Raw genomic sequence first — 13,171 nt, 5'->3', positions numbered from 1 at the left:
CTCTTAAACCGTTTATGAGGCAAAAACTATGTCATCCCAACATGTCACACAGAATACGCTTTCTCTTGATGTCGCGACTTCACGTAATCCTGCGACGGACGAGTTGATCGCGACTTATGCATTCCAAACGGCAGACGAAGTAGAAAGCATGCTGGCAGGTAATAACGCGGCTTTTCGCCTGTGGCGTGCTACTCCCATGCCGAAACGCGTAGAAGCTTATCGTCGTTTATCAGCGATTCTGCGCGAACGCTCAGAAAATTTGGCAGGGATCATCACCGCTGAAATGGGGAAAACACTGGCAGCAGCCCGTGCAGAAGTTGAGAAGTGTGCAGCGACAATTGATTGGATTGCCAGCAATGGCCCGGCAATCCTCGCAGATGAACCTGTTTCTGTCGAAAATGACGACCAGGTACATGTCTCCTATCTGCCGATTGGCTCAATTTTGGCCGTCATGCCCTGGAACTTCCCTTTATGGCAGGTCATTCGCGCTTCGGGCCCAATTATGCTGTCGGGTAACGGTTTTATCCTCAAGCACGCGCCCAATGTGATGGGCTCTGCCTATGCTTTGCAGGATGCTTATGAGAGTGCGGGCTTCCCTAAAGGTTTATTCGCCAATCTTATTGCTGATAACGAAACTGTTGCAGAAGTGATTGAGGATGATCGCATTGCCGCAGTGACATTGACGGGGAGTATGCGGGCGGGGTCTGCCGTATCGGCGATTGCAGGCAAAGCATTGAAAAAAAGCTTGCTTGAGCTGGGTGGATCAGACGCATTTATCGTGCTCGCTGACGCCAATATTGATTTGGCTGTTACCGCGGGTGTTGAAGCGCGATTCCAAAATGCGGGCCAGGTGTGCTTAGCCGCGAAACGGTTTATTTTGGAAAAACCCATCGCGGAGGAATTCACCCAAAAATTCATCGCGGCCGTCAGACAGTTGAAGGTTGGCGATCCGCTGGACCCGCAAAATAGGATCGGGCCCATGGCGCGAAAAGATTTGCGTGAAGAATTACATCATCAAGTAGAACGAACTCTCGCAGCCGGCGCGACACGTCTTCTTGGGGGGTATAAAATCGCGGGCCCTGGTAACTTCTATGAGCCTACCGTATTGGGCGAAGTGGGCCCGGGAATGGCTGCATTTGATGAGGAAACCTTCGGCCCTGTTGCAACTATTACTGTCGCAGATGACATTGAGCATGCTATTGAGCTGGCAAATACCAGCGATTACGGCTTAGGGGGCAATCTTTGGACCCGCGACGTTTCCCGTGCCCAGCGAATCGCGCGGCGTTTAGAAACAGGAGGGGTATTCATCAACGGATTTTCTGCCACGAATGCACGCATCCCGGTTGGCGGTGTGAAAAAGAGTGGGTATGGTCGCGAGCTCTCCCACTTCGGCCTGCGTGAATTCACAAATGCTCAGGCAGTATGGGCAAAAATAGTTAACTAAGTGCATCATCGACAGGAGGAAAACTCAGTTGAATAAGCATTAATATTAGTGCGTTATGTTATCGGAACAGGCACCCGCTATATGAAAGTGCTCTGGCACGAAAAAGATGAAAAGTTTTATTAATTATCTCTAGACGACCGGTCTATTATGAGTTGGCTTACACACATGGCAACGGCGACTAGGCGACATAGCACGACAGCCGTTCCGGCAGAATGAAACAGCACGCAGAGTTGGCCGGAATAACAGGCACAGGTGAAACGTTTTTATTTAAGAACAATATAGACGACTGGTCTAATTCAACTATCGATATGAAATACAGGAGAGTAGTGATGAAAATTCTGATGGTCTTAACTTCACACGACAAACTGGGTGACACCGGCCGCCAAACCGGCTTCTGGCTGGAAGAGCTGGCTGCGCCTTACTACGCCTTCAAAGACGCCGGCGCGGAAATTACGCTGGCTTCACCGAAAGGCGGTAACCCGCCGTTAGACCCAAAAAGTAATGAGCCTGACTTCCAGACCGAACAGACCCACCGCTTCGAGGCAGACGCAGAAGCTACAGCGCACCTGGCGTCAACGGTTCGCCTCGACAGCGTTTCACAAGCTGATTACGACGCCGTTTTTTATCCGGGTGGTCACGGCCCTCTGTGGGACCTGGCCGAAGATAAAAACTCCATCGCCCTTATCGAAGCCTTCCTGGCCGCAAACAAACACGTAGCACTGGTCTGCCATGCGCCTGGCGTGCTGCGCCATGTCAAAACCCCGGAGGGAAAACCGCTGGTAGAAGGCCGTAAGGTCACCGGTTTTACCAACAGTGAAGAGGACGCCGTGGGCCTGACGCAGATTGTGCCTTTCCTGGTAGAAGACGATTTGATTGCCAAAGGCGGGATTTACTCGAAAGGAGCGGACTGGAGTTCTTATGTTGTTACTGACGGCCTGCTGATCACCGGGCAAAACCCAACCTCCTCTACCGAGGCGGCAGAAGAACTGATTAAACAGCTGGGTGCATAACGGTTAATCACGTGAGGAGGGAGTTCTTTAAGCCCTCCCCACTGAGCAAATCTGGACAACATTACACACCTGAATGTCCGTCCGCTGGCCTGTAAGGCAGGGAGCCAGGATGTCAGGGTATTAACTAAAAAAATGACAATTGAAGGAAATACATCATGTTTAAAAAATCATTGACCACGCTGGCTTTAAGCCTGGTTCTGTCTGTTTATGCCCAGTCTTCAATGGCTGCGCCGGTAAAAAACATCGTTCTGGTACATGGCGCTTTTGTTGATGGTTCAGGTTGGGATCCGGTGGCTCGCATTCTGAATAAAGCAGGCTACAACGTGTCGATTGTTCAGGAGCCGCAAACCTCGCTGGCTGATGATGTCGCTGCGACTCGACGCGTTCTGGCATTACAAAGTGGTAAATCACTGCTGGTTGGCCATAGCTACGCCGGAATGATCATCAGTGACGCGGGAAATGACCCCTCTGTTGCAGGTCTGGTTTACATCGCAGCGTTCCAGCCGGAGCAAGGTGACTCATTGCTGAGTCTGGCCAAAAAATATCCGCCAGCCGCTCAGTCAATTACTGAAACGCCAGATCACTTCCTTTATATCAAACCGGAAAATTTCCACGCTGACTTTGCAGCTGACTTGCCCGTCAAAGAGACAAATCTGTTGGCGCACTCTCAACTCATGCCTGCAGTAGCGGCATTCACTGCCCCGGCAGGCGTTCCGGCATGGAAAACGAAGCCAAGCTGGGCCGTCGTGGCGACGCAGGATCGTGCTATTAATCCAGAACTGGAGCGCTTCATGGCTAAACGCGCGCACAGCACCGTCACTGAATTGAAAGGCAACCATGCCATTTACGCATCGCAGCCTGAAAAAATTGCGGCGGTGATCGAAAAAGCGGCACAAAGTTTATCTCAGTAAACATCAGTTAAATGCTTTCTAGGCCAGTCATTCTTTCAATGACTGCCCAGTGTAAAAATCAATATACGAAGAAAAATACTTTTAAATCAAATGCTCCGCCCATGAGGCGTCGCCAACAGAAAAGAGAATAAAGAGATGAAAACTATTCAGGTGAAAGACGGTTCTAAGATTGCATATAAAGACTTTGGCAAGGGACAAACCATTATTTTTTCCCACGGCTGGCCATTATCGAGTGATGCATGGGACGCGCAAATGTTGTTCTTCGGTCAGCAGGGGTTCCGTGTCATCGCTCATGACCGCCGCAGCCATGGCAACTCGAGTCAGACGTGGGACGGCAATGATATGGATACCTACGCTGAAGATTTATCATCACTCATCGAGCAGTTAGATCTCCACGACGTTGTTCTGGTTGGACACTCGACCGGCGGTGGTGAAGTCGCACGCTATATCGGTACGTATGGCTCGGCGCGCGTCAGCAAAGCCGTACTTATCGGCGCAGTACCGCCGGTTATGCTGCAAAGTGAGAAAAATCCTAGCGGTCTGCCTATGGAAGTGTTTGATGGCATCCGTGCTGCGGTCGAAAAAGACCGTTCTCAGTTCTACAAGGATTTGACCACGCCATTTTTCAACTATAACCGTTCGTCAGAGACGCCTTCAGAGGGTGTGAGAGAAAGCTTCTGGCTTCAGGGCATGCGGGGTGGGATCAAAGGTCAATATGACTGTATCAAACAGTTCTCCGAGGTTGATTTCACCGATGACCTTAAGAAAATCGATGTGCCAACCCTGATCATGCATGGTGATGACGATCAGATCGTTCCGCTGGCCGACTCTGCCATTCTGTCCGCGCAACTTGTCAAAGATGCACAGCTCAAAGTCTATGCAGGATTTGGCCACGGGATGACAATCACCCAAGCCGGGACGATTAATGAAGACCTGCTGCGATTCATTGAAGAGTAATGGGATAAGGGACATGCAAGGTCCCCATTTATACTTGTCTCCCAGGGCATTGAACGAATTTTTTAAATGAATTCAGTGCCTAAAAATATACCCACTTACCTACGTGTAAAGTGTACTTAAAAATAATGTAATGAGGATATGATCATGAAAAACGTAACTAAAGCCTTCACCGTAATGGTACTCACTGCCGCTTCTTTTGCCACTGTTGCCGCGACGGAAGTCAACGCTGTACCCGTGAAGGGGCAAAGTATTGGGGTGATCAACGCTTCAGCTGTAGGAAGCAATTTGAGCGACCTGCAGGACAAACTGGCGGCGAAAGCGACTGAACATGGTGCAACGTCTTACCGTATTATTTCAGCCGGTGGCGATAACCATCTGTACGGTACTGCTGAAATCTACAAATAAGCGTTAGCACACTGGAATAGTTTTAACTTACCTATAGACGACTGGTCTAGTTCTTGGTAAATTAAACATATGAATACGACAACTCAACTACATAGCAATGAAATCCGCGAGCACATTCTGGCGACAGGCCAGCGTATTATGGCGGGTAAAGGATTTTCTGCGGTCGGATTGAACGAAATACTCAAAGATGCTGGTGTGCCTAAAGGCTCTTTCTATCATTACTTTAGTTCGAAAGAAGCTTTTGGCGCAGACATGCTGGCACACTATTTTGATGATTATCTCGCCGATATCGACAGGACACTGGGCCAGCCAGGTCTCAATATGGCTCAGCGACTGATGAACTACTGGCAGCAGTGGCGTGAATCTCAGTCGTTCTCTGACTGTCAGGGGAAGTGTCTTGCCGTGAAATTAGGCGCTGAAGTTGCCGATCTTTCGGACACGATGCGCTTAACGCTAGAGGCAGGCACTTCAGGGATAATCTCGCGTCTGGCACAAGCGTTAGAAACGGGTGTAGCCGAGGGGTCTCTCACTATTGACGATACACCTCGCACCGTGGCAGAAAGTCTCTACCAGCTTTGGGTAGGTGCAAGCGTCATGGTCAAGATTGTTCGAAATACTGGCCCGTTTGATTCAGCGCTGCTCACGACAAGAAAAATTATTCATATTACCCCCTAGCAAGGGGGTACTCAGTATAGAGCCGTTTTTTGTACTCAATTAATATACGACCGGTCTAATATTTACCACCTAATTAGACGACTGGTCTAATTCAACTATCGCTTTGAAATGCAGGAGAGTAGTGATGAAAATTCTGATGGTCTTAACCTCACACGACAAACTGGGTAACACCGGCCGCCAAACCGGCTTCTGGCTGGAAGAGCTGGCTGCGCCTTACTACGCCTTCAAAGACGCCGGCGCGGAAATTACGCTGGCTTCACCGAAAGGCGGTAACCCGCCGTTAGACCCAAAAAGTAATGAGCCTGACTTCCAGACCGAACAAACCCACCGCTTCGAGGCAGACGCAGAAGCTACAGCGCACCTGGCGTCAACGGTTCGCCTCGACAGCGTTTCACAAGCTGATTACGACGCCGTTTTTTATCCGGGTGGTCACGGCCCTCTGTGGGACCTTGCCGAAGATAAACACTCCGTCGCCCTTATCGAAGCCTTCCTGGCCGCAAACAAACACGTAGCACTGGTCTGCCACGCGCCTGGCGTGCTGCGCCATGTCAAAACCCCGGAGGGAAAACCCCTGGTAGAAGGCCGTAAGGTCACCGGTTTTACCAACAGCGAAGAGGAAGCCGTGGGCCTGACGCAGATTGTGCCTTTCCTGGTAGAAGACGAGCTGATTGCCAAAGGCGGCATTTACTCGAAAGGGGCGGACTGGAGTTCTTATGTGGTCAGCGATGGCTTACTCATCACCGGGCAAAACCCAACGTCCTCGGCAGCAACGGCGGCCCAGCTGATTAAGCAGCTGGGTGCATAACTGTTGACGAAGTGAAGGTGACAGGATGCCCACCTGTCACCTCTTACGATGATCACTCATGGAAAATCCTTATGAATCATAAAGCCTTATTCGAGCCAACTCAGCTTGGTCCTTATACCCTTAAAAATCGCATTGTATTCCCCCCACTGACGCGCCAAAGAAGTGAACAACCCGGTAATGTGCCCACCGACCTCATGGCCGAATATTACCGCCAACGCGCGGGTGCAGGTTTCATGATCACTGAAGGTACTCAGATTGAGCCTCGTGGACAAGGTTATGCCTGGACACCGGGAATTTATACTGAGCAACACATTGAGGGGTGGAAAAAAGTGACCCGCGCGGTACATGCCGAAGGGGGGATTATTTTTGCCCAACTTTGGCATGTGGGACGCGTTTCTCATTCCGCACTGCAACCAGAAGAAAGTGCCCCCGTGGCTCCTTCAGCGATTCATGCTGAACAAGCAAAGGCTTTTATTGAAACGGGGTCAGGTACGGGCACCTTGGTTACCCCTTCAATTCCTCGCGAACTGACCCGGTCAGAAATTAAAGACCTCGTTAATTTATATGCCCAGGCGGCGAAAAATGCCATCAGTGCAGGTTTTGATGGGGTCGAGATCCATGCTGCGAATGGTTATTTGGTTAATCAGTTCATTTCAGAGCATGCAAACCAGCGTAAGGATGAATACGGCGGTTCTGTTGAAAATCGACTGCGGTTTCTTGATGAAATTGTTCAGGCTATCACTCATGCAATAGGGCCAAATCGTCTGGGCGTTCGCTTCACGCCTTTATTTTCAAGCACAGATGAAGACCGCGTCTATATCGGCCTGGTTGAAAGTGATCCGCATAAGACCTACGTCGAAGCGGTAAAAATCCTGGAAAACGCGGGTGTTGCCTATGTGTCCATAGCCGAAGCCGACTGGGAAAATGCCCCCGACTTACCCGAAGCGTTCCGCCGTGAGATCCGCGCGATATTCAGTGGACGCATCATCTATGCCGGTCGATACACACCAGAACGTGGAGCCCGGATGGTCGAGGAGCAGTTGGCTGATCTCATCGCATTTGGTCGTCCATTTATCGCCAACCCTGATCTCCCTGAACGCATAGCGAACGGTTGGGCATATAACGATCTTAATGCCGCCACGCTGTATGGCGGGACGGGTGAAGGTTTTACTGATTATCCGGTTTACAACGCGCAGCGTTAACAAATTCAAGGGACATATCATGAACAATGGCATAGAGAATAAAGTGATTTTAATCACCGGCGGTAATACAGGGATTGGGGCTGAGGTTGCTCGGCTCCTTGCCAGTCGTGGTGCTAAGGTTGCAATCGCAGCACGCAGACAATCTAAAACAGAGGAAGTCATCGAGGAAATTACCCGCGGCGGTGGGGATGTCAGAGGTTATTTGCTCGATGTTACTGATAAGCATCAAGTTGAGTCCGTCGTTTCAGCCGTTATCAGAGATTTTGGTAGACTTGACGTTCTCATTAACAATGCCGGTCTGATGCCCATCCGCCCGATGTCAGAGGTCAATACTGACGAATGGGACGCGATGATTGATGTCAACTTGAAAGGCACGCTTTATGGTATCGCCGCAGTGTTGCCTCGCTTCCTGGCACAAGAAAGTGGGCACATCATTAATCTGAGTTCAGTCGCAGGTATTAAGGTATTTGCACCCGGCGGTACGGTCTATTCGGGCACGAAATTTGCCGTGAGGGCAATTTCAGAAGGTTTAAGGCAAGAGGTTGGAGATAAAGTCCGCGTGACGTCAATTGAGCCCGGCGCAGTAGAAAGCGATCTGAAATACTCTACATCCGGCACGGCATCAGAAAATGTTTTGGAGTTTTATAAACAGGCTATACCTGCAGCATCTGTTGCCCGCGCAATTGCTTTTGCCATTGAACAACCGGCAGATGTTGATATTAATGAAATTGTTCTACGGCCGACTCGTCAAGAGTTCTAACCCAGATTGGCTCCTCTGTTGACGACTGAAAGCAGCAACGTGACCGAGCTCTAACTCCACACAATCTCCGGGTGTTCGGGTCGCCGCTTTTCACTGTGGCCACGTAGTGTTCTGAGGTGAGCGTATCACCTCTGTTCAGGTGGCCAAATTCAGTAAACCACTTCAATATGTCACTATGCGACTGGCTGCGTGTGCCGGATTGAATGTTGCGCCTGTTCTTTTAGAAGTAATTGCAAGCGATAGATTGGCAGCGTATATTTGATGCAATCCAACAAAAATGTTTGTACTCAGGTAACGTCAAATGTCTCCATCAATCGTTAAGTCAGAACAACATGCCCGCTATGACAGAGTGGCAAAAGAAGTTCTACGCGGTGATCGCGAGTACAAACCTGCGCCGAAATCACGCTACAGTGTCTCTTCAAAATTCTCGTCTAAGCAGCCAGTTAGCTTTGCTTGATTAGGAATACTGCGGCAAAATGAACCATCATTCAATGATGGTTTTTTTATGTCTGAAAATGAAGCAATTCCCCCATTCGAACAAGCCTATCTTCTGAATACTCAGCTCATCGCTAGCGGTGACCAGCTGCGTGACGCCGTGATCACGGTCGGCGGCCAGGCGGTACAATATTGGGTTTCCTATTTCCATGACCAGTATGGTGACGAGCTGCCGGATGAGCGACTGGTCACCTCCATCGACGTAGATTATTCAGCGAACAAACATGATGTAAATGCCATTGCACATGCCCTACACGTTGATGTTTCATTGAACGCTAACGGAAATCCCCCCTCGGTCGCACGGTTCTTGCTGATAGACAGCAAGACGAAAGAAATTAAGCAGGTTGATGGCAGATATTTTTCTGACCCGGAAGATCCTGAAATCGCTAATACCGTGGATGTAATTGACTGGCCAGCCGGTTTTGAATTGGGTGACTTCAGCGATAAAAAACTCTTGTTAAATACAGAACCGTTTTTAATCGCCCTGGGTGATACTGAAGAACCGGTGATGCATGACAAGGTGAGGGTGCTTAACCCCATCGCCTGCATAAAATCACGTTTTGCCAATTTGAAAATTTTGCGGCGGCGGCGAGACGTTGAACTCGCAAGGATCAATGCATTAAAAATCCCGTGCTTTTTCTTTATCCTGGAAATGTTCGACCAGCGTCCCTTCAGGGAGGCAAGAGACCATTTTATGAATCTCTATGCTTTAGCATGGGACGAAAAATATCTTCCTTTTCAGACTGCGACCCACGATGCCAAACACAATATTTCTCTGTTGGCCATACTCGAGAAAGTGCATGAGTATCTGGTTGCCCACATTGATGACTTTGATGTCCCCGAGGATTTCGTTCACAAAGACCTGCCGAACCGGCTCAGGCAACTGAGTGAACGCGTTGAACGTTATGTTATTTTAGGAAACAGGTTCAAACAAAATCAGTAAAAAAGGGCAGTCAATAATATGACTGCCCTTATTATTATTGTGAGTTAGCAAGGGGCTTGGCGGTTTACGAAAGCGCTTTAGGGCATAGCCTTTGCGCGACAACATCAGAAATAGCCAGATATCTGGCGGGGTAGATTTCCCGCATTGCATCATCGCCAGCTTGGCCTGCTCAACGTCATACCCAAAGTTCACCTGGTGTTGGCCAGCGACATCGAACAGGAACAGCTTGGTTTAGGGGGTCGAGGTCCAATGAAGTAAAAAACCACGCTAAGAGGTTAATTCATTGTTTGTATTTATATTTAACGGTCTTAACTCGCCCTTGAAAATAGCTTCTGGTAACGAAAACGCATAATGTCCCAGCATATTTATATGGCCATATATCAGCGGCGATAATCTTGCCAGGTGCTCCTCCATAGGAGTTTCCCCCGAATTGCGAGGATGTGACAACGCCTCCTGAATGTAAAGTGTATTCCATAGCAAAACCGCACTGGTCACCATGCTCAGAGCACCCAGTTGATCTTTGGAGTGCCCCCGAGCCTGTAGACAAGTCTGACCTATATTTTGAGATACAAGGAACTGTCTACGGAATCGAGGGCACTCCATAAAATCCTATTGGGATAGGTTCTAAGAAATGCTAATTGAGTTACAGCGATGCGCCGCCGCAAATTATTAATTGCTGACCGGTGATCGCAGCAGCAGAAGGAGAGAGTAAATAACAGACTAAATCGGCGACTTCTTGTGGCTGTATAAACCGTCCAATCGGCGGTAATTTTGGAGGAGAACTTTGTCGTTGCGGGTTATCCAGCATCGGGGTTTGCGTCGCGCCGGGGGCCACAATATTGACGGTAATGCCGCGCGGTGCCAGCTCTGCTGCCCAGCTGCGCGCCATACCGGTCATGGCGGATTTGGTCGCCACATACTGGCTGCGACCGGCAACACCCGATGACGTCCTGCTGCCGAGCAACACGATGCGCCCGCCGTCCGGCATATTTTCCACCAGCCGGTCGGCAAGCACTTCTGCCACGCCGATGTGCAGTCTCCATAACGCCTCGCTGGCCTGCGGATCCAACTGCCCGAGCGGTGCCGCTTTCATCATGCCTGCGGCGTGGATCACGGCATCCACCTGAGGCAGTGTTTCCAGCACTGCTGTCAGTTTTGCCGTGTCGGTGATATCAAGCGGCACTGCGTGAAAGTGAGGGTGTTGAAAGCTCACTTCGCGGCGCGCCAGACCGGTCACCGTCCAGCCCTGCGCCAGCAATGTCAGGCACACCGTTTCACCAATACCTGAGCTGCAACCTGTCACCAGCGCGTGTTTAAGCGGTGTATTGCTCATGGCTTACTCCTTTAACGCTGATGCCGGCACTTTGAACACCGCTTTACGCACCACTGCAGGATGTGTGGTGCAACACAATGCACGATGCGGCTCGCCAGGCGCGAACGTCACAAAGTCACCGCTGCGAAGCAATATCTCATTGGCCAGCTCGGGATTGTCGAGAATATACAGATCGGGCTTGCGCTCTACCGCAGATTGTCCGGTAGCATTTTGGGTATCAAATCCAATGATTTCTTCTCCTTCCAGCACCACCTGAATATCCAGCCATTCGCGATGAAATTCCGTATGGCGCTCTGCGGCGGGCGATGTATTCGCATTACCGATACTGCAAAACCATTCCGCTCCCGGTGGCTGAAAACGTCCATCTTCCCGCGCGCAAAGTGCTTCCAGTGAACATTCCGGCCGCATCAAAATTCTGAGCAGTGCAGCGGGCAGCGTAGCCAGTTCCAGCGCGCCTAAATTACCTGTGATCATGAGGGTCTCCTTAATAAAAAAGCCCGCACTGGGCGGGCCGGATAAGCGTCAGCCTTTCACCCAGGATTCTTCGACGCAGACGTATTTGATTGCCTGCCGGTAGTAGGTGAAGGCGATGTGTAATTCTCCTTTCACCCCTTGTTTGATGCTGGGATAAGAGAACTCGCGGTTGAGTTTTTGCTGCGAGTTATTGGTCATGCAGTAGCCGTCGCCGGTTTCCAGATTGCGCAGGTAAGGCCATGAACGGCCCCCGTCTTCGGAAATCGCCAGCGTCATCGGTGCGCGCGGTGCACCCCAGAATGCCGTGCGGGCACCGGTTACGGCTGTTGTTTCAACGCGCACATCGTCTTCCTCATCTTCAATTTCGTCATACAGTGATTCCCGGCGTTCGCTGGCATCCGCAGCACTCAGGTTATTGAACACCAGCGCCAGATGCCCGTTGGCGAGCGTTGTCACCTGAATCGACGAGTTGTTGTTAGGCAACGCGGTCGGCTGCGGCGCGCTCCAGCTGTTACCTCCATCCACGGAACGGCTCTGGTAGATGAAATCCGCCCAGCGGCTGCGGTACAACGCCAGCAGGCTGCCGTCGTGCAGCGGCGTGATATTCATGTGCACGCAGCCAGTGCTTTCCGGTACCGCAACGTCACGCCAGTTTTTTCCCTTATCGCTGGAAATTTTAACGGCGCTGTCATCATTGTTGCCGACCCATTTTTCACCCGGCTGTGTGCGGCAGTAAAACACCGGCAGCAGCCAGTCGCCATTGGCCAGTACAGTCACCGGCTGACGGATAAAGGTGCCGGGTTCCCTGAGCAGTGTGCCGATGTCTCCCCAGCTTTTGCCCAGATCCTGAGACTGGCGAAAACGCACAATCGCGGTGTCCTGATTGCCGGATTTCTGCGCGGTGTACATCAGCCACAGCACATTATCCGGGTCGAGGAATAGCACCGGATTTTGCTCCGAACGGCTGGCATCTTCAGAAAGTTTCACCGGCTGACTCCAGATTTTCGCACCTTTTTCCAGTCGTGAAAGATAGATGGAGATGTCCGCGATACCTTCCTGTGTACCGGCAAACCAGGTGCATAACAGGCTGCCATCGGGCAAAGGCAGCAGATTGGCGGCATGGTTTTGCGGGCAATCTGACGGCAGCATAGCGTCACGGCGCGCGGCGTCATGTTCGGCGGTGTGCACTTTACCGCTGCGTTCGACGGTTAGCGTTTCAGTGGTCATCTTAAGGCTCCAGACTTTTGAATAAGGTGTGCATTTTTACTTTTTACTGCGCGCTGGGGGATCAGCCGGTCAATCACCATAATGATGGCCGGTGTGACCAGCGCAATATACATATTGTTGATACCAAACGGATCGCCGAGCAGATACCAGACGGAAGTCACCACGCAGGCACCGATCAGGCCGGCGTTGGCCCCGCGCGCACTTTTAAAGAACGGCAGGTAGAATGCCATTACCGCCACCACGGAAATCGACAGGCGGATGGCGCGGGTGAAGAACGACAGTTTCAGCACTTCCGGCACCAGCAGCACGAAAATCAGCGGCAGGAAACCAATCAGCAGCGACAGCCAGCGGGTCATTTTAAACTCGCGTTCAGGCGTCGGGTTGCGGTAAGGCACGTAAAAATCTTTCACAATCAGCGAGGCAATCGCCAGTGCAACGGTACTGACGCTGACGAAAATCGATGCCACCAGCGAGGTGGTCACCAGACCCGCCAGCCACGGATTCATATCCTGAATAAAGATTGGCAGGGC

15 protein-coding genes are annotated in these 13,171 nt (G+C 50.9%); 10 read left to right on the top strand and 5 right to left on the bottom strand.

Annotated features, from left to right (window positions below):
* Nucleotides 1–28 precede the first annotated feature (28 nt).
* From D5398_RS16390 to D5398_RS16345, 10 genes are all read left to right on the top strand, one after another.
* On the top strand, nucleotides 29–1,444 hold the full coding sequence (locus tag D5398_RS16390) for an NAD-dependent succinate-semialdehyde dehydrogenase (protein WP_120508579.1): 1,416 nt from the start codon (nucleotides 29–31) through the stop codon (nucleotides 1,442–1,444).
* Nucleotides 1,445–1,773: 329 nt separating this feature from the next.
* Entirely contained in the window at nucleotides 1,774–2,454 is a 681-nt protein-coding gene (locus D5398_RS16385) for a type 1 glutamine amidotransferase domain-containing protein (RefSeq protein ID WP_120508578.1), read from the top strand.
* A 155-nt stretch (nucleotides 2,455–2,609) separates the two neighbouring features.
* Nucleotides 2,610–3,365: an alpha/beta fold hydrolase gene (locus D5398_RS16380; RefSeq protein ID WP_120508577.1), complete on the top strand. Its 756-nt coding sequence runs from the start codon at nucleotides 2,610–2,612 to the stop codon at nucleotides 3,363–3,365.
* Nucleotides 3,366–3,500: 135 nt separating this feature from the next.
* Entirely contained in the window at nucleotides 3,501–4,322 is an 822-nt protein-coding gene (locus D5398_RS16375; RefSeq protein WP_120508576.1) for an alpha/beta fold hydrolase, read from the top strand.
* Nucleotides 4,323–4,466: 144 nt separating this feature from the next.
* Complete coding sequence (gene bhsA / locus D5398_RS16370) at nucleotides 4,467–4,727, top strand: multiple stress resistance protein BhsA (protein WP_120508575.1); 261 nt, start codon at nucleotides 4,467–4,469, stop codon at nucleotides 4,725–4,727.
* Nucleotides 4,728–4,796: 69 nt separating this feature from the next.
* A complete protein-coding gene (locus D5398_RS16365) occupies nucleotides 4,797–5,402 on the top strand; it encodes a TetR/AcrR family transcriptional regulator (protein WP_119823183.1) in 606 nt (201 codons plus the stop codon).
* Nucleotides 5,403–5,526: 124 nt separating this feature from the next.
* Complete coding sequence (locus D5398_RS16360) at nucleotides 5,527–6,207, top strand: type 1 glutamine amidotransferase domain-containing protein (RefSeq protein ID WP_120508574.1); 681 nt, start codon at nucleotides 5,527–5,529, stop codon at nucleotides 6,205–6,207.
* A 71-nt stretch (nucleotides 6,208–6,278) separates the two neighbouring features.
* Nucleotides 6,279–7,409, top strand: coding sequence for an alkene reductase (locus D5398_RS16355; RefSeq protein WP_120508573.1), 1,131 nt, complete (start codon nucleotides 6,279–6,281; stop codon nucleotides 7,407–7,409).
* 19 nt (nucleotides 7,410–7,428) lie between these two features.
* Nucleotides 7,429–8,169: an SDR family oxidoreductase gene (locus D5398_RS16350; protein WP_119825698.1), complete on the top strand. Its 741-nt coding sequence runs from the start codon at nucleotides 7,429–7,431 to the stop codon at nucleotides 8,167–8,169.
* A gap of 505 nt (nucleotides 8,170–8,674) precedes the next feature.
* Nucleotides 8,675–9,607: a hypothetical protein gene (locus D5398_RS16345; RefSeq protein WP_119825696.1), complete on the top strand. Its 933-nt coding sequence runs from the start codon at nucleotides 8,675–8,677 to the stop codon at nucleotides 9,605–9,607.
* 267 nt (nucleotides 9,608–9,874) lie between these two features.
* On the opposite strand, the gene D5398_RS16335 is transcribed toward D5398_RS16345, so the two are convergent.
* The 5 genes from D5398_RS16335 to D5398_RS16315 all read right to left on the bottom strand — a co-directional run.
* Nucleotides 9,875–10,210 carry a Tn3 family transposase gene (locus D5398_RS16335; protein ID WP_274387309.1) on the bottom strand — a complete coding sequence of 112 codons (336 nt, stop codon included), beginning with the start codon at nucleotides 10,208–10,210 and terminating at the stop codon, nucleotides 9,875–9,877.
* Nucleotides 10,211–10,250: 40 nt separating this feature from the next.
* Nucleotides 10,251–10,940 (bottom strand): SDR family NAD(P)-dependent oxidoreductase, encoded by a 690-nt coding sequence (locus tag D5398_RS16330; protein WP_120508572.1) that lies wholly within the window; start codon nucleotides 10,938–10,940, stop codon nucleotides 10,251–10,253.
* A 3-nt stretch (nucleotides 10,941–10,943) separates the two neighbouring features.
* On the bottom strand, nucleotides 10,944–11,414 hold the full coding sequence (locus D5398_RS16325) for a NanQ anomerase/TabA/YiaL family protein (protein ID WP_120508571.1): 471 nt from the start codon (nucleotides 11,412–11,414) through the stop codon (nucleotides 10,944–10,946).
* 48 nt (nucleotides 11,415–11,462) lie between these two features.
* A complete protein-coding gene (locus tag D5398_RS16320) occupies nucleotides 11,463–12,641 on the bottom strand; it encodes a sialidase family protein (RefSeq protein ID WP_119825690.1) in 1,179 nt (392 codons plus the stop codon).
* On the bottom strand, nucleotides 12,638–13,171 hold a 534-nt coding region (locus D5398_RS16315; protein ID WP_425272772.1), incomplete at its 5' end, for a sodium:solute symporter family transporter. The genes D5398_RS16320 and D5398_RS16315, both read right to left, overlap by 4 nt.

The organism is Rahnella bruchi (genome assembly GCF_003614975.1).
Taxonomy (GTDB): Bacteria; Pseudomonadota; Gammaproteobacteria; order Enterobacterales; family Enterobacteriaceae; genus Rahnella; species Rahnella bruchi.
This window is presented reverse-complemented; position numbering and strand designations above follow the sequence as displayed.